The 22,337-nt window shown below is 61.7% G+C and carries 19 protein-coding genes and 1 pseudogene; 5 read left to right on the top strand and 15 right to left on the bottom strand.

The window, feature by feature from the left end; all coding sequences use genetic code 11:
• Window positions 1-6: 6 nt before the first annotated feature.
• From hslU to regB, 13 genes and pseudogenes are all read right to left on the bottom strand, one after another.
• The gene (gene hslU, locus AC1Y2B_RS09395) at window positions 7-1,305 is read right to left on the bottom strand and encodes an ATP-dependent protease ATPase subunit HslU (RefSeq protein ID WP_482252822.1); all 1,299 of its coding nucleotides are present in this window, start codon (window positions 1,303-1,305) and stop codon (window positions 7-9) included.
• Between the two features lie 21 nt (window positions 1,306-1,326).
• The gene (locus AC1Y2B_RS09390; RefSeq protein ID WP_482252821.1) at window positions 1,327-2,076 is read right to left on the bottom strand and encodes an SDR family NAD(P)-dependent oxidoreductase; all 750 of its coding nucleotides are present in this window, start codon (window positions 2,074-2,076) and stop codon (window positions 1,327-1,329) included.
• A 43-nt stretch (window positions 2,077-2,119) separates the two neighbouring features.
• Window positions 2,120-3,442, bottom strand: a complete 1,323-nt coding sequence (gene eno, locus AC1Y2B_RS09385; protein ID WP_482252820.1) for a phosphopyruvate hydratase — start codon at window positions 3,440-3,442, stop codon at window positions 2,120-2,122.
• Window positions 3,439-4,443 (bottom strand): phosphotransferase family protein, encoded by a 1,005-nt coding sequence (locus AC1Y2B_RS09380; RefSeq protein WP_482252819.1) that lies wholly within the window; start codon window positions 4,441-4,443, stop codon window positions 3,439-3,441. Before AC1Y2B_RS09380 ends, eno begins: the two co-directional genes overlap by 4 nt.
• 27 nt (window positions 4,444-4,470) lie before the next feature.
• Complete coding sequence (gene hslV, locus AC1Y2B_RS09375) at window positions 4,471-5,028, bottom strand: ATP-dependent protease subunit HslV (protein ID WP_482252818.1); 558 nt, start codon at window positions 5,026-5,028, stop codon at window positions 4,471-4,473.
• An 87-nt stretch (window positions 5,029-5,115) separates the two neighbouring features.
• Window positions 5,116-5,442 carry a thioredoxin gene (gene trxA / locus AC1Y2B_RS09370; RefSeq protein WP_482252817.1) on the bottom strand — a complete coding sequence of 109 codons (327 nt, stop codon included), beginning with the start codon at window positions 5,440-5,442 and terminating at the stop codon, window positions 5,116-5,118.
• 54 nt (window positions 5,443-5,496) lie between these two features.
• Window positions 5,497-8,793: a double-strand break repair helicase AddA gene (gene addA, locus AC1Y2B_RS09365; protein WP_482252816.1), complete on the bottom strand. Its 3,297-nt coding sequence runs from the start codon at window positions 8,791-8,793 to the stop codon at window positions 5,497-5,499.
• Complete coding sequence (gene addB / locus AC1Y2B_RS09360) at window positions 8,780-11,713, bottom strand: double-strand break repair protein AddB (protein WP_482252815.1); 2,934 nt, start codon at window positions 11,711-11,713, stop codon at window positions 8,780-8,782. The genes addA and addB overlap by 14 nt, the downstream gene beginning before the upstream one ends.
• The gene (locus AC1Y2B_RS09355; RefSeq protein WP_482252814.1) at window positions 11,706-12,389 is read right to left on the bottom strand and encodes a nucleotidyltransferase family protein; all 684 of its coding nucleotides are present in this window, start codon (window positions 12,387-12,389) and stop codon (window positions 11,706-11,708) included. The genes addB and AC1Y2B_RS09355 overlap by 8 nt, the downstream gene beginning before the upstream one ends.
• Complete coding sequence (locus AC1Y2B_RS09350) at window positions 12,371-13,360, bottom strand: aminoglycoside phosphotransferase family protein (protein WP_482252872.1); 990 nt, start codon at window positions 13,358-13,360, stop codon at window positions 12,371-12,373. The genes AC1Y2B_RS09355 and AC1Y2B_RS09350 overlap by 19 nt, the downstream gene beginning before the upstream one ends.
• Before the next feature lie 51 nt (window positions 13,361-13,411).
• Window positions 13,412-13,831, bottom strand: a pseudogene (gene tsaE, locus AC1Y2B_RS09345) (tRNA (adenosine(37)-N6)-threonylcarbamoyltransferase complex ATPase subunit type 1 TsaE); the annotation flags it as partial.
• Window positions 13,832-13,873: 42 nt separating this feature from the next.
• Window positions 13,874-15,451: a PAS-domain containing protein gene (locus tag AC1Y2B_RS09340; protein ID WP_482252813.1), complete on the bottom strand. Its 1,578-nt coding sequence runs from the start codon at window positions 15,449-15,451 to the stop codon at window positions 13,874-13,876.
• 93 nt (window positions 15,452-15,544) lie between these two features.
• Window positions 15,545-16,930 carry a sensor histidine kinase RegB gene (gene regB / locus AC1Y2B_RS09335; RefSeq protein ID WP_482252812.1) on the bottom strand — a complete coding sequence of 462 codons (1,386 nt, stop codon included), beginning with the start codon at window positions 16,928-16,930 and terminating at the stop codon, window positions 15,545-15,547.
• A 78-nt stretch (window positions 16,931-17,008) separates the two neighbouring features.
• Here regB and AC1Y2B_RS09330 point away from each other — a divergent pair, with 78 nt between their 5' ends.
• The 3 genes from AC1Y2B_RS09330 (at window position 17,009) to AC1Y2B_RS09320 (ending at window position 18,611) form a co-directional block, all read left to right on the top strand.
• Entirely contained in the window at window positions 17,009-17,623 is a 615-nt protein-coding gene (locus tag AC1Y2B_RS09330; protein WP_482252811.1) for an SCO family protein, read from the top strand.
• A gap of 52 nt (window positions 17,624-17,675) precedes the next feature.
• On the top strand, window positions 17,676-18,230 hold the full coding sequence (locus AC1Y2B_RS09325) for an ActR/PrrA/RegA family redox response regulator transcription factor (protein WP_482252810.1): 555 nt from the start codon (window positions 17,676-17,678) through the stop codon (window positions 18,228-18,230).
• A gap of 69 nt (window positions 18,231-18,299) precedes the next feature.
• Entirely contained in the window at window positions 18,300-18,611 is a 312-nt protein-coding gene (locus tag AC1Y2B_RS09320; protein WP_482252809.1) for an H-NS histone family protein, read from the top strand.
• Window positions 18,612-18,641: 30 nt separating this feature from the next.
• Here AC1Y2B_RS09320 and AC1Y2B_RS09315 read toward each other — a convergent pair whose 3' ends face one another.
• Both AC1Y2B_RS09315 and AC1Y2B_RS09310 read right to left on the bottom strand, forming a co-directional pair.
• Window positions 18,642-19,517, bottom strand: a complete 876-nt coding sequence (locus AC1Y2B_RS09315; protein WP_482252808.1) for a LysR family transcriptional regulator — start codon at window positions 19,515-19,517, stop codon at window positions 18,642-18,644.
• Between the two features lie 186 nt (window positions 19,518-19,703).
• Window positions 19,704-20,291: an HD domain-containing protein gene (locus AC1Y2B_RS09310; RefSeq protein ID WP_482252807.1), complete on the bottom strand. Its 588-nt coding sequence runs from the start codon at window positions 20,289-20,291 to the stop codon at window positions 19,704-19,706.
• A gap of 75 nt (window positions 20,292-20,366) precedes the next feature.
• Here AC1Y2B_RS09310 and ahcY point away from each other — a divergent pair, with 75 nt between their 5' ends.
• Entirely contained in the window at window positions 20,367-21,767 is a 1,401-nt protein-coding gene (ahcY, locus tag AC1Y2B_RS09305; RefSeq protein WP_482252806.1) for an adenosylhomocysteinase, read from the top strand.
• 171 nt (window positions 21,768-21,938) lie between these two features.
• The gene (locus AC1Y2B_RS09300) at window positions 21,939-22,280 is read left to right on the top strand and encodes a DUF2853 family protein (RefSeq protein WP_482252805.1); all 342 of its coding nucleotides are present in this window, start codon (window positions 21,939-21,941) and stop codon (window positions 22,278-22,280) included.
• Window positions 22,281-22,337 lie beyond the last annotated feature (57 nt).

Below are 22,337 nucleotides of genomic sequence, written 5' to 3'. Positions count from 1 at the left end.
CACCTTTCACAGAACATAGCGGGACAGATCAGCCGAACGGGACAGGGCCCCCAGATTGGCCTCGACGAAGACTTCATTGACGACGACTTCGGTTCCGGCGCGATCCGGGGCGTTGAACGACAGTTCTTCAAACACCCGCTCCATCACCGTGTAAAGCCTGCGGGCCCCGATGTTTTCGATGCTGCGGTTCACTTCAGAGGCGATGGCGGCAAGTTGGGCGATGCCATCGGCCGTGAAGGTGACCTTGACTTGCTCGGTCGCCAGAAGGGCAGTGTACTGGCGGGTCAGGGCGTTGTCGGTTTCGGTCAGGATCTTGACGAAATCCTCTTCGGTCAAAGGTTGCAGTTCCACGCGGATCGGCAGACGGCCCTGCAATTCGGGCAGCAGGTCGGAGGGTTTGGCAATGTGGAACGCGCCAGAGGCGATGAACAGAATGTGGTCGGTCTTGATCGGGCCGTATTTGGTGGACACCGTGGTGCCTTCGATCAACGGCAGCAGGTCGCGCTGCACCCCTTCGCGGCTGACGTCGGCACCACGGGTTTCCGCGCGGGCGCAGATCTTGTCGATTTCATCCAGAAATACGATCCCGCTTTGTTGAACAGCTTCCAGAGCTGCAGCCTTGACCGCCTCGTCATCCAGCAGTTTGTCGGCTTCCTGCCCCAAGAGCAGGTCATAACTGTCGGCGACCGTGACCTTCTTCTTCTTGGTGCGGCTGCCAAACGCCTTGAACAGGTCCTGCAGGCCTTGCATCTGCATTTCCATGCCCTGCCCGCCCATCATCATAGGCATGGAAGGGCTGGGCTCCTCGATATCGAGTTCGATCAGCGTGTCGTCGAGTTCGCCGCGCCTAAGCTTGCCTCGGAACATCTCGCGCGTCTGTTCGCGCGCATCTTTGCCGGCAAGGGCTTCCACCACCCGCTCCTCCGCCGCTTTCTGGGCCTTGGCGCGCACCTCCTCGCGCATGCGGGCGCGGGTTTCGACGAGGGCCACATCGACCAGATCGCGGATGATGCTGTCGACGTCGCGGCCGACATAGCCGACCTCGGTGAACTTGGTGGCTTCCACCTTCAGGAACGGTGCTTTGGCCAGGCGCGCCAGACGGCGGGCGATTTCGGTTTTGCCCACACCCGTCGGCCCGATCATCAGGATGTTCTTCGGGTAAACCTCATCGCGCAGGTCGTCGCCCAACTGTTTCCTGCGCCACCGGTTGCGCAGGGCCACAGCCACGGCGCGCTTGGCATCGCGCTGGCCGATGATGAAACGATCAAGTTCCGAGACGATTTCGCGTGGGGTCAGGTCAGACATGGTGATGTCCCAAATGGCAGGTCAATAGGTCGCGCGTCCACCGGACAGGTCGAAGGTCGAGCCTGTGGTGAAGGAATTCTCGGCCGAGGCGATCCACAGGATCATGCTTGCAATCTCCTCGACGGTGACGAAGCGGCCACGGGGGATTTTCGACAGCATATAGTCGATGAATTCCTGGGACACCTGCTCCAGAATGCGCGTCTTGGCGGTGGCAGGGGTGACGCAGTTGACGGCGATGTCATGCCCGGCAAGTTCCTTGCCCAACGACTTGGTCAGGGCGATCACGCCGGCCTTTGAGGCAGAATAGGCCGAGGCGTTCGGGTTGCCTTCTTTTCCTGCGATGGAGGCGATGTTGACGATCCGCCCATAATTGCGCGCCATCATGCCGGGGGTGACAGCCTTGCAGCACAGAAAGGTCCCGTCGAGGTTGATGGCAAGGATCTTGCGCCACATGGCTGTGTCGTATTTGGCCAAAGGTCCGGTCGGGCCCGCGATGCCGGCGCTGTTGACCAGGACATCGACCTTGCCAAAGGCGGCCTCGGTCTCGGTCAGGGCCGCTGCAACGCTGGCTTCATCGCTGACATCAACCTGCACGAACAGGCGTGCGGCGTCGGGCAGGCCGGAGACCTTCGCCTCGGGTGCGGTGATGTCCATATCCCAGATCGCCACCTTGGCGCCCGACCGGACCATGCGTTCGGCGACGGCTGCTCCGATCCCATTTGCAGCGCCGGTGATCACGGCCACTTTGTCGGTATAATCATAAGTGTTCATCGCGGGGCCTTTGGGTTCATGTGTTTGAGAGAGCCTAACAAGATCAGGTCGAACAGGGAACGCGGCTTGCGCGGCCCCACCAAGTGTCCGCCAGCGGCGCACCGCCGACAAAGGCATTGGCGGGCAAAACTTCGGCGATCCGCAGGCATTCGTTCCATTTGGCCATACGTTCTGACCGGGTGATGGAACCGACCTTCAGTTGGCCGGCATTCAATCCCACCGCGAGGTGGCTGATCGAGGTGTCCTCGGTCTCGCCGGAGCGGGCGGAAACGATGGAACGGTACCCCGCCGCTTGCGCGGTTGCCATGCACAGCGTCGATTCCGTCACCGTGCCGGCCTGATTGACCTTGATCAGCACCGCATTGCAGGCCCCCGCCTTGGCGGCAGCGTTGACGAGGCGGGCATTTGTCACAAAGTAGTCGTCACCGATGATCTGCACCCGGTTGCCGTAAGCTTGGGTGAAGGCCGCCATGCCGTCCGGATCATCCTCGGCCAAGGGATCTTCGATGGACGCGATGGGGTAAGTGTCCAGCCAGCGGCCCAGAAGGGAAATCATCTGGTCGCGGTCCAGATCGCGGTTTTCAAGTGCCAGCCGATAGCGGCCATTCCTGCCAAATTCAGAGGCAGCAATGTCCAGCGAGATGACAACGCGGTCTCCGGGCTTTTCCCCGGTGGCTTCGATGGCCTGCATCAGGGTATCCAGCGCCTGTTCGGTGCTGTCAAAGACCGGCCACCAGCCACCCTCATCCGCGACGCCAATGGAATGGCCTCGGCCTTTCATGATGGCCCCGGCAGCGCGGTAGATTTCCGACGTCACCTCCATCACCTCGGCGAAACTGCTGGCACCGGGGACCATGACCATGAAATCCTGAACGTCGACGCGGCGACTGGCGTGCGCCCCCCCGCCGAAGATCTGGATTTCCGGCAGGGGAAGGCTGGGAGTTTGGTCACTGATGTCAGCGACATGCCGCCAAAGCGGCAGGCCTTGAACCGCCGCGCCGGCATGCAGAACGGCCAAAGAGGTCGCCACGACGGCATTGCCGCCCAGCTTTGATTTAAGGACGGTGCCATCCAGCGCGATCAGCACGCCATCCACCGCCGCCTGGTCCCGGGGATCCATCCCGATCAGCGCGGGGCCAATCACCCGGTTCACGTTGGCGACGGCGGCTTGCACATCCATCCCGCCCAGCTTAGCTCCGCCATCCCGCAGGTCCGCGGCCTCGCGTGTCCCGCGCGACGCGCCGGCTGGTGCAATGGCGCGGCCCAGCTTGCCCGAGGTGGTCGTGACCTCAACCTCCACCGTGGGATTGCCCCGGCTGTCCCAGACCCGGCGCGCCTGCACCCTGGCAATCGTGGACTGTGTCATGCGGCTGGTCCTTCTGGCAGGCGATTGAGCAGGCTTGCGAGAGCGTCTTCTGGCCTGACGATCAAGGCTACGGCGGCTTCGCGCACCTGTACCCGGGCCGGATCGGTCAGATATTCCACCGGGGATTTCCCGTCGACGCGGGCCAGCATCAACGCTGGCAGCAGGGCTGCGACGCGGCATTCCAGATCGGCAGCGGCTTCCCACGACACGTGGCGGACGTAAGTCGACCAGAACTGAAGAACCTCTGCACGCAGCGCATCCCGCCGCAAGGGCAGGTGGACGGATTTCAGGATCAGGTGGTTCAAGCAAAACGCCACGTCAAAGGCCGGATCCCCCATCGTGGCGCATTCGGCGTCAAGGATGATCGGGTGTCCCGCCCGGAACAGGATGTTCTTGGGGCTGACATCGCCATGCACCAGCGCCTTGCGGCTGGCCTTGGTTGCATCCGCCATCGCCACCAACCCAGACGCCAAGGCCGGATGGCGCGTGGCCGTGAAGCGCAGATAGGGCTCCAGCCGGATCGCGTCAAAGTCATCGGCATTGTCGAAGGGGGTGATGTCAAAGCCCGGCTCGGTGGAGGCCGCGTGGATCTGGCCCAAGGCGTCAGCCACCGCCGCCGCCTCGCCCTTTGGTGCGGCGCCCTGCAGAAGAGCGGATTTCCACAAGTAAACCTGCGGACCGGCGACGTATTCCATCGCAAATCCGTTTTCCCGCGAAGACCAGCCATAAAGAATCGGCGCCGTCCCGGGAACGGTCGTACCCGCGACGTTCAGCCAGGCGAATTCTGCCCGCCCCCGATGCACAGGCGCAAACCAATCCTGCGCCACCTTCAGCTTGGACAGGGCGAATTTGACGCAAACCGTGCGCCCGCCGAAAGACACCGCCGCTATGTCGGATGCGACCCCGCCAGTCAGTCGGCGCACCTCTGACACGTCGCTGGGGTTACAAAGACCGATGCTGCCCAGAAGGGCCGCACAGCGGGCGTCAAACTCTGTATCCATCCGCTCCCCTCCCCGGTGACGGACTGCCTATTTGCGGATCTTCTCCACCGTCAGGTTGCCGTTGGTATAGACGCAGATATCCGCCGCAATCGCCATGGCCTTGCGGGCAATCACCTCGGCCGGCAGGTCGCTGTCCATCAGGGCGCGCGCAGCGGCGAGGGCGTAGTTGCCGCCCGATCCGATCGCGGTCACGTCATGCTCGGGCTCCAGCACGTCGCCGGCGCCAGTCAGAACGTAAAGTCCCTCGCCATCGGTGACGATCAGCATGGCTTCAAGGTTGCGCAGATATTTGTCCATCCGCCAGTCTTTCGCCAGATCGACACAGGCGCGGGCCAGTTGGCCGGGCGCGGCCTCCAGCTTTTTCTCCAACCGTTCCAGCAGGGTGAAGGCATCTGCCGTGGAACCCGCAAAGCCGCAGACCACATCCTTGCCCCCCGGGGAAAGCCTGCGCACCTTGCGTGCAGTGCCCTTGATTACGGTCTGGCCCAGACTGACCTGCCCGTCACCCGCCACCACAACCTCGCCCCCTTTGCGAACCGCCAGAATTGTCGTGCCGTGCCAGCCGGGGAATTTATCGTCAGACATGTAAGCCTCCGTTTGTGCCAATATGGGGGAGAGCGGGGCAAACGAAAAGGGCGCCCGAAGGCGCCCCATTGAAGCCATGTTTACACGTCAGATGGAGGAGTCGATCCAGTTCTTCAGGGCGGCTTTCGGCGCCGCACCAACCTTGTTCGAGGCGACCTGGCCGTCCTTGAACAGGAACAGCGACGGGATGCCACGCACGCCCAAGGCTGCCGGGCTATCGGGATTCTCGTCCACGTTGATCTTCACGATCTTCACTTTACCGCCGTATTCAGCGGCCAGCTCTTCCAGAGCCGGGCCAATTTGACGGCAGGGGCCGCACCACTCCGCCCAGAAATCGACAACCACCGGGACGGTGGATTGGCGGACTTCCTTGTCGAAGGTGGAATCGGTCACGGCAACGGTTGCAGCGCCCATGATGGTTCTCCTAGGGATTTCGGCCTTTGAACCTATGGGCGAGGGGGGCTGACGTCAAGGGTTGCTGACACCATCAATCGTGGCGCGACCAAGCGCCGCCCTCAGCATATCGGGGGGGAGTGGCATCAGGGTGGCCGTTTCAGTCCACAAGATGGCAAGGTCTGCGGGGCGTTCGGGATAAAGGGTCTCCAGCATGTGCTGATAGGCGCCCATCTGGCGCAGAATGCCCTCTGGTACGGCTTCGACCGTCTGGGGGACCGTCCGGTTGCTTTTGAAGTCTACAGCAAGAAGGTGTGGCGCAAGGACCAGACGATCAATGGTTCCCAATAGGCGCTGCCCCCTCCACGGCGCGGTCAGCGGCACTTCCGACAAAGACTCCGGCCCGAAAAGCTGTTTCAAGGCCGGATGCGTCAGCAGGCTGCGCGCCTGTGGCAGCAGATCCAAGGCCTGATCCCCAACCAGATGGCTGGCAATTGAGACCCATGTCTCTTCGCCGTGGTCCGGCAAGTGCTGCAGCAACAGATGCAAGGCGGTTCCACGGGCCTTTGCTATTTCGCTGTCGTCCCCTGCGCCGGGCAATGCCTTTGCTCCGCCGAGGTCAGACGGGGACAGCGAAAGGGTCGTTTTCGCGGGCCTTTCTGTCGGAAGGAACATCCAGTCTTCGGCGGCTGGCTCCGGCTTTTTGATGGGCTCAGTCCGGGCCAGAGGTGCCGGCCACTGACCGCAGTCATAGCGCATGCCATTCGCCACTGGCACCGTTGTCAGCTTCGCCATGCCGTGGGCAACGATCCGGTGCCAAGCGCCGTCCTTTGTTGCCTTTCCGGCACCCGCGACAATCAACCAACACCGCGCCCGGGTCAGGGCGACGTAAAGCAGGCGCAGGTTCTCCTCGGCTTCGCGGGCCTGTTTGCGCTGCCGCAAAGCCGCGATGATTGGCGGGCTTTCGTCTTTCGGCGTCTTCCAAAGCATTTGACCGGCCGGATCTTCGTAAAGCTGATCGCGTTCCTGCGGGTTGCGGTCCGCTGTGTCGGGCAGGATGACGATCTCGGCCTCCAGCCCTTTGGCGCCGTGCACCGTCATCACCCTGATCTTGTCGCCCGCCCCATCGGCCTGGCGCTTGACCTGCACCGAGTCCGCCTCAAGCCACGACAGAAACCCTGTAAGACTTGGCACCGCAGTGCGTTCGTAGGCCAGAGCCTGATTCAGCAGTTCGTCGATGGCATCTTCCGCCTCTTGCCCCAACCGGGCGATAAGGCGGCGACGACCGTCGTGGCGGACCAATACGCGTTCCAACAAATCAAACGGGCGAAGATAATCGACCTGATTGCGCAGGTCCGTCAGGATCGGCACGGCGCGGTGATCAAGATTGCGCAACTTTTCCCACAGATACCCGGGGCGACCATGGGCAAGGGTGTAGAGTTCCGCCTCGCTGATCCCAATCAGAGGGGAGCGAAGCAGCGCCGCAAGCGACAGATCATCCTCAGGCGTGGCGAGGAAGGACAACAGGGCCACCAGGTCTTTGACCGCCATCTCCTCACCCAGTTTCAAGCGGTCGGCCCCGGCAATCGGCAGGCCCCGGGCCTTGCAGGCGCGGATGATTTCCGCGAACAGCGAACCCCGGGTCTGCACGAGGATCAGAAAGTCACCGGCATGGACAGGGCGCGGTCCTTGCCGCGTGGTGATCTGGGTTCCGCTGGACAAAAGTGTCTCTATTTCAGTAGAAATCCGGTCGGCCAACTGGGCTACGGGATGGGTCGCGCGGATCAGATCGACCGGGTCTTCGAAATGGATATCGTCCTTCTCCTCGTCCGCCTCGATCAGAGGCCAAAGATCGACGCGACCCGGCAGGTCCGGGAAGCAAGCGCTGTGGCTGACGGTCGCGCCCAAAGCTTCGGGCGAAAGGCCCCCCAGTGCGGCATCCACAAGAGTCAGGATCGCCGGAGAGGATCGGAAGGAATATTGCAACGGCAGGGTCTGAAACGTCTGACGGGCGGCGGTGAACCGACCCTCGAATTCGATGTGTTTCTGGTCGAAGGCTGCCACATCCGCGCCTTGGAAAGAGTAGATCGACTGTTTTTTGTCACCCACCACAAACAGGGTGCGTCCCCCTGGGCGTGATCCTTCGCCCGCCGTGAATTCGGCGGTCAAAAGACCGATCACATCCCACTGACTGGGGGAGGTGTCTTGCGCCTCGTCCACCAGAACGTGGTCGATGCCACCGTCAAGCCGAAACAGGACCCAAGCCGCCACCGAAGGCGCGGACAACAGATGGCGGGCGCGGGCGATCAGGTCGTCAAAGTCAAGCAACCCCTGCGCGGCTTTGCGGTTCCGATACACCGGCAAGAAAGCATGGGCGAAGCGGTGGATGGCTTCGGTCTTCTCGGCCGCCTGCAAGGTTTGACGACGGCTTCGGGCCAGTTCCACGCGGCCCATCAGATTGTCCAGCCGGGGCATCAGGTCGGCGATCTTGCCCCGTGTGGCTTTGGTGGGAAAGTCGCCAATCTTGGCCAACCCGGCCCGCGGGCCGGAACCGAACAGAAACACACCCTCCAACCGCTCCAGCGTCGCCAGATCAGGGTACGAAAGGTCAATTCCCCGCAGCTTGTCCGCGGCCTTGTTGTCGTTGGCCCCTCCCAAGGCGAGAGCTGGCAACAAGGTCCGCAGAACGTCCGCCTCATCGCCCAGAAAGACGTCTGCCAACACCCGAGCGACGCTCTCGCCGGCGGGTAGCCCCAAAATCGCTGGAACAGAGCCCGAAAAGCCATCAGGGTAGCCGGCGACCTCCTCCATCAGGCTGGTGAAATCGTCGCCTTGAAAGACCAGCGCGGCTTGCCGCACGGCTTCGGTCGCGGTCGTGTCGGCCATTTCCTCCAGAATATCCTGCCGCAACAGGCGGGCGGCGCGTTCGTCCAGTTCGACGAAGTTGGGTGACACCCCGGCTTCCAGCGGAAAGCGCCTCAGCAGGCTGGCGCAGAAACTGTGGATGGTTTGGATGCGCAAGCCGCCCGGCGTCTCGATGGCGCGGGCAAACAGGCGGCGCGCGCGCGACAGATGCGCGGCGTCAAGCTTGACCAACTCACCAAGTTCGGCCAGGGCCGCCGTCAGGCGCGCGTCTGGCATCATTGCCCATTCGCCCAAACGCTGGAACAGTCGGTTCTGCATCTCGGTCGCGGCGGCCTTGGTGTAGGTCAGGCACAGGATGCGCTGCGGTTCGACATCGGCCAGAAGCAGACGGGCAACCCGGTCGGTCAGCACCCGCGTCTTGCCAGAGCCGGCGTTGGCCGACAGCCATGTCGACGCCGCCGGATCGGCTGCGGTCACTTGGGCCGAAATGGCTTCACGCGGGGTCATCTTGGCCCACCTTGATGGTTTCGGCGCGGTCCGTCATGTCCCATTCGCCAAACCGGGCGAGGTGATCATAATCCCCGGGGTAGCGCGTATCGAACACGGCCCGGCGTGCGGTGTAACCTGTCGCCGGATCGGAATAGGCCTTGATCAGTGCCACAAATCGATCCCAGATCGCGGTGATATCCTCGGGTGTCAGCGGCGTCTCCTCGACCTTTTCGCCCGCGCCCAGACCTATATAGCTGATCAGAGCTACCTCTATCGGATGCGGTGTGAACCCGCCCCGTTCAGCCATAGCGGCGGCAAGGTGAAGTTGCAGGTCGAACACTGTCTGCTGCGCCTTGGTCGGCGGCGTGCCGGTCTTGTAGTCGATCAGATGCAGGCGGCCATCGGGAAGAACGTCAATCCGGTCCGGGGTGCCGGACAAGGTAAAATCGGTGCCTTCTACCTTGGTGCGGCCTTTGGATTCGACCTGCAGGGCGTGCCCGCCATGTTTCTGATCTTGATAAAGGAAATGATCCGCCGCACGTTCCAGCCGGGCCAGCCAAAGGGTGCGCGCCGAAGGGAAGGGGGTTTCCTCGGCCAGCACATCGGCGCCGATGCTCAAAAGCCGGGCGCGACTTTCCTGTTGTGTCTCTGTTGTGGGCCTTTCACGCACAAAGCGTTCCAGAATACGGTGCAGCGCCGTGCCACGATCCCGGGAATCTGGCTGGGGACGCAACGGGTCGAGTGGTTTGAGACGCAGGATATATTGCGCATAGATGGCATAGGGATCGCGGATCAGGGTTCTGATCCGGGTCAGCGCCAATTCCTTCGGGCGCGCTGCCACCGGCGGGGCGGGGCGGGGGCGCATGGCGGGCTTCAGGCCGCTATCCAGCACGCCTTCGGGGCGTTCCAGCTTGGCGGCCCGGTCCAGCCATGCCAGTCCCCGCGCCTCCATCTGCCGCAGCGCCTCATCGCCGCGTTTGCCAGGCAGGCCGGCCATCAGGTTGCACAGACGGTTCAGCCAGCGCGAGGGAACCGTTTCGGCCTCGGCATCGCGCAGGGCGCGCGACAGGATGACCTTGGGGGCCGCAACTGCCTGCTGATAGTCATGCGCAGACAGGCCAATCTGCCGTTCCGGCAAGAGCAGGGCCGCATCCTTGCGCATCCTGCGGTTCAGCCAGGGGTCCGGGTCCGAGGCTGCAGGCCAGGTGCCCTCGTTCAAACCGGCCAGGATGACCAGATCGGCATCAACCTCGCGCGCTTCGCGCGGACCATGGAAAGCCACAAGCGGGTGGCCGGTAACCGGGCTGCGAACTTCTTCTTTGGCGATCAGGCCTTCAAACAACATCCGGTAGTCGGCAGGCGACAGCGCCCCTTCATGATCGGATTCGCGTGCCAACAGGTCCATCAGCTTGGCCGCAGCGACGCCGGGTTCCTGCGCCCACAACTCCCCCGCGCCATTTTCAGCGGTGCCCCGTGCCAAGGCTTCGACGGCGGCACGCTGGCGGGAGATATGGTCGGCCAGCCTTACGGCCGGCGGTGAGGCCAAAAGCGTCAAGACCTGCGCCATGGCTGTGCCCCAGGCGGCCGCTTCCGGCTCTTTTCGCGCTTCGGACCATGCCAAAAGAAACGCGGCATTCGGGAACGCAGGTCCCTTCCGGCGCAATTCCAGTTCCAGATCACGGGTCAGCAACAGGTGAACGCCCCGGGTCCCGCCACTTCCGGCCAAAGGATGCTTCAGCAGCGTCATCAGCACATCAGCCGTCAGCGGAGCCTCAAATGCGCGGGCGATGTGGCGCAACAGGCGGCCGGGTGCGGAAAGCGCCAGCGGAACCCCAGCGGAATCGTCGGGCAGAATGCCCCAACGATCCAGTTGCGCCTCGATCCGCCGGGCGAGATTGCGGTCTGGCGTCACCAGAGCCGCCTTCTGGCCAATCGACACCGCCCGGCGCAGGATAAGGGCCAGCGTCAGCGCCTCGGCCCGGGGGTTGGCGGCCTTGATCAGGGTCATTTGGCGGGTGGCTTCAACCAGATCCGGCAGGGCTTGGCCTTCGACCAGCCATTGATCCGTGACCGGAGCGGGGCGCAACGATAGCGAGACGAGTTTGTTCCGGGCCGGGTCATGCGGCGCCTTCGGCGTCCACGGCCTGATGTCCGAAGGGGGCAGGCCCAACTGATCCATCAGGCGACGGTAGCGGTATTGCGGATGATCCTCGGCCGTCAGGGCATCATCCATCTGCGCCCAGACTGTTTCGGGCATGTCAGGGTCGTATCCGGGCACAACCAGCATCCCTTGCGGCAGGCCTGCCACGGCCTTCATCAACAGCGCGACCGGCCCGCGTGAGCCGGTGGAACCCGCGATGATCACCAGGCCCTGCGGCGGATTGGCCCGCCAAACCTGTGCCAAGCGCGCCGAGGCGATGCGGTGACGCGCCGGACCATCCTGCGCCTCCATGATCGGCGCGACGATGCGCAGGAAAGCCTGCGTCCGCGCCCAATGTTCGGAATGGCCCGAGACGTCGAGCGTGGCAATCGTTTCTGCCGCCACCCCTTCATCCTGCATCTCGTCCAGGAGAAGCCCAAGGCTCTTGGCAAGGTCGAACAGGGCTGCACGCGGGGCCAGATCGGGTTGCGCCTGCAACAAACGGTCGATCAGGCGCGCCAGATCCAGTTGGCGGCGCAGGGGGCTGGACGGCTGTGCCAGATCGGCAAGGATGGGATGGCTGGCAAGGTCTGACAGGACGAACATGCGCGGCAGAAAACTGGCATGGCCCTGCACAAAGACCTCTGTCGCGCGACGGCGCATCCGCTGGCTGTTGAGGTATAGTGTGACCTTGGCCATCGCCTCGGGCGGTTGGTCCTGCAAGCGGGCCTGTAAGCCGCGCACCAGTTCGGTGGCAAAATCGACACCGGGCGGCAGAGCGAAGACCTTGTCAGCCATGCAACATCGCCTCTGCTAGGGCAATGGACTCGGGTCGTCCGACGTCGCACCATCCGCCTTTGTGGACCAGCCCGAAGACACGCCCCCGCGCAATCAGCTGATCCCAAAGAAGGTTGAGCGAGAAGACCTTCTGCGACACATCCGCCAAACCTTCGGTCCGCAGGATCTGCGCCCCCAAATAAACCACTCCCGGGGCGCCATTTGCCCGTTTCAGACGCCCTTCGGCATCACTCCTGAAATCGCCGGTTCCCTTGTGTCCCGTGGCATCCTTGACCTCGGCCACCAGCAACAAGGCATCCATCTTCTCTTCATCCCAAGCCGCGGCGAGTTCTTCAAGCGGATTTGTCCCCGTCCAGACGGCGTCGCTGTTCAGCACCATCACGGGCCCCTTGCCCAACAAGGGCAACGCAGCGCGCAAGCCTCCGCCGGTTTCGAGAATGGGATCTTCATGGCTTAACGCAATGTCATGGCCCTGCAGATGTTGAGCGATCTGGTCGCCAAGATAGTGCAGGTTCACAACCTTTCGCGTGACCAGATCGTCCGTGCACAGGTCCAGCGCATGGTCCAGCAACGCCTTGCCGGCCACCCGGATCAAAGGCTTCGGTCGATGTCTGGTCAGGTCGCCCATTCTCGTGCCAAAGCCTGCTGCAAATACCATTACCGGAAAGCGCCGCATTGAGCCTCCAGTTTTTCCAAAGCTTCGGGGGAGGGGGCTGGCAAAAGCTTGCCACAGACTGCTTGCAATCCGCTCAACGCCGGATGCGACAGATTGCGCTGCAAGTGAGCCCAGACCCGCGGGATCAAGGCGGTATAGCGACGTTTGCCGTCTTTGAGGCAAAGCCGCGCGAAGATGCCAAGAATGCGCAAGGCCCTTTGGGCCCCCAATGCGGCATAGGCCGCCTGAAATTGGGCAAGTTCGGCGCCCTGCCTTGTGGCGAAACGGTGCACCATGGCGGCTTCGATGGCTTCCGGCACGGCGCGCCGGGCGTCTTGAAGCAGGGAAACCAGATCATAGCCGGGCTGACCCAACTGGGCGAGTTGGAAATCCAGAAGTCCAACGCGGGCAAGGTCCTGCCGCTCTGGTAGCCAGAGGAGGTTTTCCGCGTGGTAGTCGCGCAGGATCATCACGCGCGGGCCGTCCGCGTGCTGTGCCAGAGTTTGTGCCAGAACAGAGACGCAGTCCTCTTTGCCTTTCGTGTCGCCCAGAACCCCTTTGCGGTACCAGTCGATCGCGAAACCCGCTGCCTCGGCCCAATCCTGTACCGTCAGATCGGGCAAATCGGACGCGGGAGGCTGGCTTTGCAGATGAAGCAAGACATCGGTTGCGGCTTGGTAAAGCAGGCCCTCACAAGCGGGATTGCTGTCGATCAGCGACGGATAAAGTCCGTCACCAAAGTCCTCCAGCAGGAGAAAACCATGCGGAATGTCCTGAGTCCGGATCTGGGGGGCCGATAGTCCCAGGGACCGCAGATGCCTGTCGATCCTGACGAAATCTGTCACCGAGTCCGCCTGCCCGGGTGGGGCATCCATCAGGATCGCGGTATGTGGACCCATCCTGAGTCGTTCATATCGGCGGGCAGAGGCGTCTCCGGCCAAGGGCACGCGCAGGGCTTGCGCCCAACCGGCGGTTTGCACAAAGGCATCCATGGCCAGGGTCCGCAGCCCTGCGGTCAGTCTGGATGCAAACTCGGTGCGGTTGCCAGGCCAAAGGGTGGCGCGCCGGCCTTCGCCCCATGTTTCCAGCCTCAGCCGCAGGGGGTTGCCTGGCAGGATGCTGCCCAGCCGGTCGGGCCATTCGATGAGGCAGATCGCGGTGGAAAAGGCATCTTCCAGACCCAGTTCCAGCACTTCATCGGGGTGGGTCAGGCGATACAGGTCCGCGTGCCATATATCTGGGTTGCCGGGATAGGTTTGCACAAGGGTGAAGGTTGGCGAAGGAACATCCTCATCCTCCCCCAGCCTGGCCCGGATAAAAGCCCGGGCAAGGTGGGACTTCCCGGCGCCAATCGGGCCATCCAGCAACACCACATCGCCGGCCACCAGATTGGCGGCCAAGGCCTGGCCAAGCCGGGTTGTGTCATCTTCAGTCGGCAGGTCAAGGATCAGGGGCGCGTTCATGCCCTGACCTTAGCCGAGCTTCGGGCCGGTTGGAATCGCCTGTTATGCCCTCTTCAGCGTCGTGCCGGCAAAAACCGCCTTGGGGCCAGTTCCGGCATCCCGCAGACGGAAGGCGGTCATCGTGGCCCCGCCTGACAAGGGCGCAAAGCGGCAGTCGATCAGGCGGCCGTCAAGCCGGCGCACCTCTGCTTTCCATTGCGCGCGGTCCCCGGGGTTGGAGGCGAAATCCTCCAGATCCGCCCAGACCGGGCTGGGAGAGCACTGCATCCTCCAGCGCACGGACAGCGAGCGAAGGGTTTCGTCCGACAGATTGGCTGCCGGATCACCGCCCCACAACCGCGCATAGGCCGTGTTGGAAATGACCAGCTGGCCGGCGGGCGAGAATACGGCAATCGCCTCGTCAACCTCGTCAATCACGGATTGGCTAAGTTCAAGATCTGCCCGGAACCGACGCGTCCGCAACATTTCACCAGAGATGTCATCAATCATCAGGGCCAGTGCGCCATTGGGATGGGGGCGGCCGATCACACGGTAGGTCTGACCTCCGGGCAGGCTCCAGGTTTCCTCGTACAGGCCCGAGGCGGCGGCACGCTCCATCTCCATCAGTTGGCGGCGCCAACCGCGATAGTCCTTGGGTTCGGGAATCATGTTACGGTCGCGCATGCCATCCAGCACCGACAGCAGCGAGGGCCGCATGGACAGGAAATCGGCCGGCAGGCCGGTCAGGTCCATCAAGGCGGGATTGAAAAGCACCAGCTGGCGCTGTTTGTCAAAGATGGCCAAGCCGACATGCAAGTGGGCGAAGGTCTTTGTCAGCGTCAACATGAAATCGCGCAAGGCGGTTTCAGCATGGACGGCAGAGTCTGCACCCGTGGCAAAGATCAGCCGTTCTTCGCCGTCTGCAAAGCCCGTCAATTCATACCACACCGGCTTTGCATCGCGTGGGGTTAGCTTTTGGCGTTGCCCGGTGATGCCCTGGGCGCTGGCTTGCCGTTCAAACAGCCGGGGCAGGGGCCAAGTCAGGTCCAGCCCCTTGTCCAGGACATCGGTGGCGCGCAGCATGTAGGCGGCGTTGGCCCAGATGATGTCGCCATTGGACCGCTCTCTCCACATCAGAACCGGGGCGCGGGCGATGGTGTCGCGCAGCAGGTCAAGTTCTTCCTGCATGGCGCGCTGGGCCATCAGGTCCTGCCCGATGGAAAGATCTTCTCGGCTGGGATCAGCAAGAACGAGGCGGGTCAGTCCACCGCGCTGTTCGGCCTGCAGCAACAGGGGATTACCCCGGGTGGGCGCCGAGGCAAGGGTCAGCGCCCCCTCATAAGGCAAGCGAAGCAATTTCGCCTCCAGGTCGGCGAAATGGGGTGCTAGATAGGTCATCAGCTTTGTCCAGGCCGTGCCATGAACCTGACTGGCCGCCAGAAGGGCGCGAGCCGAGGGCGTGCTGTCAATCAGCACGTCGCCGTCAAACAGGTAGACTGTGGCAGAGGTGTCTTCGGTAAAGACTGTCACCGGCCGCCGATTATGGTGCCGTTCAAAATACACCATCGCCACCAGGGCCACCGTAGCGGCCCCCAGCGCCATGATAAGCAGGTCAAGCTCCAGCATCCAGTTGATCTGCATGGCACAACTCCCGTTCTTACCCCTGCAACCTAAAGCGGAGCAGGTTAATGAACGGTTAAGCACTTGCCGGGATCCGGCCCTTTTACGGCAAACTCAAACGCGATTGCGCTTGTTTTCTCCGATTCCCGAATCCGGAGGGGCGAGAAGTTCGGCTTCCGGCCAGACAACCTCTACAACGGCACCGCACCGATCAGGGCGTTCGTAGGCTGCCAGAAATGGATCGGTTGCATTGGCGAAGGTCAAAGCCGCACCGGAGCGTTCCAGCAGTGTCTTGGCAATGAATAGGCCAAGGCCCATCCCTTCATATTCCGGACGCAGGCCGTCTTGTTGCGGTTCGCGGCGCTGGCGGACGAATGGATCGCCGATCCGATGGATCAGTTGAGGTGGATAACCCGCGCCATCATCTACAATACGGATGCGAATCTGTTGCCCCGTCCATTCCAAATCAACCCAAACGGTCGAGGTCGCAAAATCGACGGCGTTCTGAATGAGGTTGCGAATCCCGTGGATCACCTCGGGTCGCCGCAGGATCGTCGGCTGAAACGGTGCGCCAATCTGGTCGTTGAAAATCACCGCCTTGCCGCGGTCCATGTGCGGTTCGGCGGCTTCGCGGACGACGGCGATCAGGGGTGCCTGACGCATGAAAAGATCATCTTTCCCGGCCCGCCCCATGGAGCGCAGGATATCCCGGCAGCGATCCGCTTGGGCCCGGATCAACTTGGCGTCATCCTGCAGGCTGGTCTGGCCTTCCAACTCGTCAATCAACTCGGCGGCGACCATCTTGATCGTTGCCAGTGGCGTTCCCAATTCATGGGCTGCTGCCGCCACGACCCCGCCAAGATCGGTCAGCTCCTGTTCACGGGCCAAGGCCATTTGCGCGGCCAGAAGGGCATCCGACATCGCCCGCATTTCCACGGCAATCCGGCGAGAGTAGGCGGCCAGAAAGACCGTCCCGGTGACGATGGCCAGCCAGTAACCCGTCTCGAATTGCATGGGCAGGCTCAGCATGGCGCCACTGGTGAAGCGCAGGGGTTTGTAGATGAAGGCGATGGCGGTCACCAACTGGATCGTCAGCCCACCCAAGAACACCGTCGACTTCAACTCCAGCGCCGAGGCCGAGATGGTGACGGGCACGATCACCAGCAATGCGAACGGGTTGCTGAGGCCACCAGTCACCGCGATCAGGAAAACCATCTGAGTCAGGTCGAACAACAGCAGCAACATGGCCTCGTGGTCTGCGAGACGCTTGTTGATCGGGAATACCAGCGACAGCCCGATGTTGAGCGCAATCGAGGCGCCGATGGCCATGGCGCATGGGCCACGTGGCAGCACCAGGTCAAAATAGTAGGCTGTCGCGATCAGGACGATCAGTTGCCCAAGAATCGCCACCCAGCGCAGCGCGGTCAGGGTGCGCAACCGCACCCAATCGCCGTGAACATAGCGGAACCCCGGATGCACATCTGCGTAAGTCATCGACATCCACCCTCGCCCCTTGCGTCACGCATTGTTATTGAGGCGCACAGGTCTGATCAATGGATGACCGCAACGGAGGCTTACATGTCAAAGATATACGTGGGGATCGGAGTGATCGTGCTTGCGGGTCTGATCGGCTCGCCGTTGATCTACACGGCAATCCGGGGCCGGGGTGCCGATGCATTTGCCAATTGCCGTGGGGCTGCCGTTGCGGGTGGCCAGATTGGCGGCCCGTTTTCCCTGGTGGACACGACGGGGGCTGCGGTGACTGATACCACGGTGCTGGCGAAGCCGTCTCTGGTCTATTTCGGCTATGCCTCTTGCCCGGACGTTTGCCCGCTGGACAACGCACGCAATGCCGAAGCTGCAGATATTCTGGCAAAGAAGGGGCTTGAGGTGACTCCGGTTTTCATTTCGGTCGATCCGGCCCGGGATACGCCCCAAGTCCTTGCTGATTATGTCAGCAACTTCAGCCATCTGACGGCGCTGACCGGAACCGAGGCGCAGGTGGCCGCCGCCGCCAAGGCCTACAAGGTTTACTACCAGCTGCCCGAAAAACGCGATCCCGGCTACACGGTTGACCACACGACCATGACTTACCTTATGTTGCCCAAGACCGGATTTGCCGATTTCTTCCAACGAGACGCCACTGCGCAAGAAATCGCGGACAGGACTGCTTGTTTCCTGAAGGCAAGCTAGGCTAGCGTAGGGGACTGGCCGCCGATTTAAGAAGGCTGCAGGGGGGGAGAAATTGGCGGAAGAGACAGCACCCGAAATCGGACCGGATCGCACCCTGCTTCTGGTCGATGACGATGAGGCCTTTGTGAAGCGTCTGGCCAAAGCAATGGACAAACGGGGGTTTCAAACCGAAACGGCTGAAAGCGTCGAAGCGGGAAAAGCCATCGCCAACGCTCGGCCACCGGCCTATGCCGTGGTTGATTTGCGGCTGGGCGACGGCAATGGACTTGATGTGGTCGAGGCTTTGCACGCCCGGCGGCCAGATTGCCGGGTGGTGGTGTTGACCGGCTATGGGGCAATTGCCACCGCAGTTGCGGCCGTCAAGATTGGCGCGATTGATTACCTTTCGAAGCCAGCGGACGCCAACGATGTGATGAATGCGCTTTTGGCGCGTGATGAGGCGCTCCCGACATTGCCCGAGAACCTGATGTCGGCTGATCGTGTGCGTTGGGAGCACATTCAGCGGGTCTATGAAATGTGCGATCGCAATGTATCGGAAACGGCGCGCAGGCTTTCGATGCATCGGCGTACGCTTCAGCGCATTCTGGCCAAACGCAGTCCGAAATAGAATTAGACATCTTGTGTTTCTTTCCGACTAATCCTAGTAATTCGTCGGGAACCAAGAAGGAATAGCCCCGTGGAAAACCTGAACAGCCTGTCGCTTAAAGAGTTGAAGGATCTTCAATCCCAAGTAGCGAAGGCGATTGCGACCTTCGAAGATCGCAAGAAAAAGGAAGCCCTCGCGGAACTGCACGAATTCGCCCGGGCAAAAGGTTTCGATCTTGAAGAACTCACGGGTGCTCCCGTGGTGCGCCGCCGTGCTCCTGCAAGCGCAAAATATGCCAATCCTGCTGACAAATCCGATACTTGGTCTGGCCGTGGCCGCAAGCCGCGTTGGTTCATAGCGGCTTTGGCCGAAGGGAAGCAGCCCGAAGATCTGGCAATCTGATCTGTCGCTTTCAACGACTTGAAGGCCGCCTTACAAGGCGGCCTTCAGCCATTTCATGAAGGTCTTCAACTCCGGGCGTTTTGGCCCCGGCCGCGTTACCATGTAATAGGCAAGGCTGTCGTCCTCGACACGCCCGACAATCTCCAGCGCGCCGTTTTCCACATCCTGCTCGACCAGAGCCTCGGCTTCGACATGCAGGCCGTAGCCCTGTCGCGCCGCTGAGAGGGCAAGCTCTTCAGTGGGCATATAGGCAATGTTCATGGCATCGGGCTTCAACCCGAAGCCTTTGAGCCATGTCAGGGCTTCTGGCCAATCCTGTTCGATGACCCAAGGCATCGCGGACAAGTCAGTTGTGGACAGGTCACGTTTGCCATTCAACAACTCTGGCGCAGCCACAATCACGTAATGGGCCGCCGTCAGGAACTCGGCGTCCAGTCCCGGCCACGTGCCATTGCCAAAGCGCAGGCCTAGATCAATCCCATCGCGCCGAAGATCGACTATGCGTTTTTCGGGGTTCAGCGATATCTCAACCTCAGGATGAGATTTCCAGAACGCCCCCAGCCGAGGCATGAGCCATTGCGCGGCAAAGGCGGGCGTGAGCGTCACGCGCAGTGGCGCGCCCGGCCCGGCCACTTTCACATCCTCCAGCGCCTGAGCAATGCTGCGGAACCCGTCTGACAAGGCCTGCGCCAGTTTGACCCCTTCTGCCGTCAAGGCCAGGCCCCGACCGGCACGGAAGATCAACTCACGGCTCAGATGCTGCTCCAGCCCGCGCACCTGCTGTGCTATGGCGGCATGGGTGACGTTCAGCTCCCGTGCCGCGAGCGAAAAGCTTTGCAGACGTGCGGCGGACTCGAAAGCGCGCAGCGAAGTAAGCGAAGGAAAACTGCGCCAGTCGATCGACATGTTAGTACACCTAACAGACCATGATTTTCTTTGACTCGGAATGCGCCTCGATTTCCAATATATTCGTAGCATCGAATGACTAGAAAGGAGACGAAAATGTTATCCCTGCTTGCAGATGCGCTGATGTTGGTGACCCGGCTTGATCCGATGCCCAAACACAAGGCACCGAAACGTGGCCGGTAAACGCTACAGCAGATCCAACAAGGCCTTGTGCCGCGCAATATAGTCCGCCCGCACCACAGTGGGCGGGCGCAGTCTTATTTCCAGACCCCGCAGAATGTGATCTCCTGGCCTGCCGAAGAATTTGTCGGCTTCGGTTTCCGAAAACCCGGCGATCTGCACCGCCTCAAGCCAGGCAGAGATTTTGTCCGCCACCTTGATTGCTTTCTTCACAGCGACAGGAAGTGCCGCAGGCAAACCAAAGCGAATATGAACCGCCGCCGTCAGTCTTGCGTCCAAATCGCCATAGCCGGATCCCACCGCGGCCTTGACCGGGCTGATCATGTCGCCGATCACATATTCCGGCGCGTCGTGCAGCAAGGAGGCAAGTTGCCAGCGCGGGTCACTGCCGCCCTGACGCCGAAAGATCTCTTCGACCAGCAGTGAGTGCTCGGCCACCGAATAGGGCCAGTCCCCCCGCGTCTGCCCGTTCCAGCGGGCCACAAAAGCCAAGCCATGGGCAATGTCCTCGATCTCGATGTCGACGGCCGATGGATCCAGCAGATCCAGCCGGCGACCGGAAAGCATTCTCTGCCAGGCTCTGGGTTGCTTCATTTCTTTACCACGAGTTGTCGAATTGCCTTGTAGATGCTATCTGCCGGGCAACAACAGATTCAAGGAGAACACCGCATGGCTGCGGATTACATCGTCAAAGATATCGCCCTTGCTGACTTCGGTCGTAAAGAGCTGACCATCGCTGAAACTGAAATGCCGGGCCTGATGGCCTGCCGCGAGGAGTTTGGCCCGACCCAGCCGCTGAAGGGGGCCCGTATCTCTGGCTCCTTGCACATGACGATCCAGACCGGTGTCTTGATCGAGACGCTGAAAGCCCTTGGCGCAGATGTGCGTTGGGCGTCCTGCAACATCTTCTCGACGCAAGACCACGCGGCCGCGGCCATCGCCGCCTCGGGAACGCCGGTCTTCGCCATCAAAGGCGAGTCGCTGGAGCAATACTGGGATTACACGGACAAGATCTTCCAGTTCGGCGGCGAAGGCGGCACCTGCAACATGATCCTCGACGATGGCGGGGACGCGACGCTGTACATCCTGCTTGGCGCCCGGGTTGAGGCCGGTGAGACCGACCTGATCGAGATCCCGACCTCGGACGAAGAAGTCTGCCTCTACAACCAGATCAAGAAGCGTCTGAAGCTGTCGCCCGGCTGGTTCACCAAGCAACGCGCCGCGATTCAGGGCGTGTCCGAAGAAACCACCACGGGCGTGCATCGTCTGTACGAGCTGCACAAGAAAGGCCAACTGCCTTTCCCGGCGATCAACGTGAACGATTCGGTCACCAAGTCGAAGTTCGACAACAAGTACGGCTGCAAGGAATCGCTGGTCGACGGCATCCGCCGCGCCACCGATACCATGATGGCCGGCAAGGTCGCGGTCGTTTGCGGCTATGGCGACGTGGGCAAAGGCTCTGCGGCGTCTCTGCGCGGCGCTGGCGCGCGGGTGAAGGTCACGGAAGTGGACCCGATCTGCGCTCTGCAAGCGGCGATGGACGGCTATGAAGTGACGCTGCTGGAAGATGAAGTCGCCTCCGCCGACATTTTCATCACCACCACCGGTAACAAGGACGTCATCCGCATCGAGCATATCCGCGAGATGAAGGACATGGCGATCGTCGGCAACATCGGCCACTTCGACAACGAAATCCAGGTGGCTGCGCTGCGCAACCACAAGTGGACGAACATCAAGGAACAGGTCGACATGATCGAGATGCCCAACGGGCACCGGATCATCCTGCTGTCGGAAGGCCGTCTGCTGAACCTTGGCAACGCGACCGGCCACCCGTCTTTCGTGATGTCGGCCTCGTTCACCAACCAGGTTCTGGCCCAGCTGGAGCTTTACACCAAGGGCAAGGACTATGCCCCCGGCGTCTATATCCTGCCGAAGGCGCTGGACGAAAAGGTCGCCCGCCTTCACCTGAAAAAGATCGGCGTTAAGCTGACCGAACTGAAGCCGGACCAAGCCGCCTATATCGGCGTGAAGGTCGAGGGCCCGTTCAAGAGCGAACATTACCGCTACTAAGCGATTGCCCCTGCCGTCCCAAGTCAAAGGCCCGCCCCCTCGGCGGGCCTTTCGCTTTCCGCCGAGGGGGAAGCCGCGACAAATATTCCCTTTGTGGCTTTTCACGGTGGCCCTAAAGTGCTGTCGGGCAGCGCAGTTCTGCTGGCCAAGTATTCAAACAGGATGAGTGAGATGAGCAAGCGAGACGATTTGATTGCGGTTTATGCCGAAGACCTCAAAACCAAATGCAAGATCAACCCCGATCTGGCGCTTTTGACCAAGATTACCATCGGCTGCGGGCCGGCGATTTATGACAAGGATGCCTCGACCGTGGCGGGCACCGACAAGGCTGAGCTTGACACCGTGAAGAAGAATTTCCTGATCAAGAAGTTGGGCCTGACCGACAGCCCGGCCTTGGACGAGGCCATTTCCGCAGCCCTGGACACTTACGGCCGGTCCGAGCGCAGCAAGTTCCGCGCGGTTCTGTATTATATCCTGACCAAGCATTTCGGCAAAGAGGCCGCTTTCGCCTGATCGAACAGGACAACGCATGGTTAAGGGTCAAGTTTTCTATTCTTGACCTTTGCCAGC

It is taken from the genome of Stagnihabitans sp. (assembly GCF_964946895.1).
The sequence above is the reverse complement of the archived record's forward strand: the minus strand, read 5'-3'. Positions and strand labels throughout refer to the sequence as shown.

Bases quoted from the DNA above. Each gene is read 5' to 3' on its own strand.
- AC1Y2B_RS09350 (WP_482252872.1), bottom strand. From the start codon at position 13,360: ATGGATGCCTTTGTGCAAACCGCCGGTTGGGCGCAAGCCCTGCGCGTG.
- AC1Y2B_RS09380 (WP_482252819.1), bottom strand. From the start codon at position 4,443: ATGGATACAGAGTTTGACGCCCGCTGTGCGGCCCTTCTGGGCAGCATC.
- AC1Y2B_RS09315 (WP_482252808.1), bottom strand. From the start codon at position 19,517: ATGTCGATCGACTGGCGCAGTTTTCCTTCGCTTACTTCGCTGCGCGCT.
- ahcY (WP_482252806.1), top strand. From the start codon at position 20,367: ATGGCTGCGGATTACATCGTCAAAGATATCGCCCTTGCTGACTTCGGT.
- hslU (WP_482252822.1), bottom strand. From the start codon at position 1,305: ATGTCTGACCTGACCCCACGCGAAATCGTCTCGGAACTTGATCGTTTC.
- eno (WP_482252820.1), bottom strand. From the start codon at position 3,442: ATGACACAGTCCACGATTGCCAGGGTGCAGGCGCGCCGGGTCTGGGAC.
- AC1Y2B_RS09330 (WP_482252811.1), top strand. From the start codon at position 17,009: ATGTCAAAGATATACGTGGGGATCGGAGTGATCGTGCTTGCGGGTCTG.
- AC1Y2B_RS09300 (WP_482252805.1), top strand. From the start codon at position 21,939: ATGAGCAAGCGAGACGATTTGATTGCGGTTTATGCCGAAGACCTCAAA.
- AC1Y2B_RS09390 (WP_482252821.1), bottom strand. From the start codon at position 2,076: ATGAACACTTATGATTATACCGACAAAGTGGCCGTGATCACCGGCGCT.
- AC1Y2B_RS09310 (WP_482252807.1), bottom strand. From the start codon at position 20,291: ATGAAGCAACCCAGAGCCTGGCAGAGAATGCTTTCCGGTCGCCGGCTG.
- trxA (WP_482252817.1), bottom strand. From the start codon at position 5,442: ATGGGCGCTGCAACCGTTGCCGTGACCGATTCCACCTTCGACAAGGAA.
- addA (WP_482252816.1), bottom strand. From the start codon at position 8,793: ATGACCCCGCGTGAAGCCATTTCGGCCCAAGTGACCGCAGCCGATCCG.
- AC1Y2B_RS09355 (WP_482252814.1), bottom strand. From the start codon at position 12,389: ATGCGGCGCTTTCCGGTAATGGTATTTGCAGCAGGCTTTGGCACGAGA.
- hslV (WP_482252818.1), bottom strand. From the start codon at position 5,028: ATGTCTGACGATAAATTCCCCGGCTGGCACGGCACGACAATTCTGGCG.
- addB (WP_482252815.1), bottom strand. From the start codon at position 11,713: ATGGCTGACAAGGTCTTCGCTCTGCCGCCCGGTGTCGATTTTGCCACC.
- regB (WP_482252812.1), bottom strand. From the start codon at position 16,930: ATGTCGATGACTTACGCAGATGTGCATCCGGGGTTCCGCTATGTTCAC.
- AC1Y2B_RS09340 (WP_482252813.1), bottom strand. From the start codon at position 15,451: ATGCAGATCAACTGGATGCTGGAGCTTGACCTGCTTATCATGGCGCTG.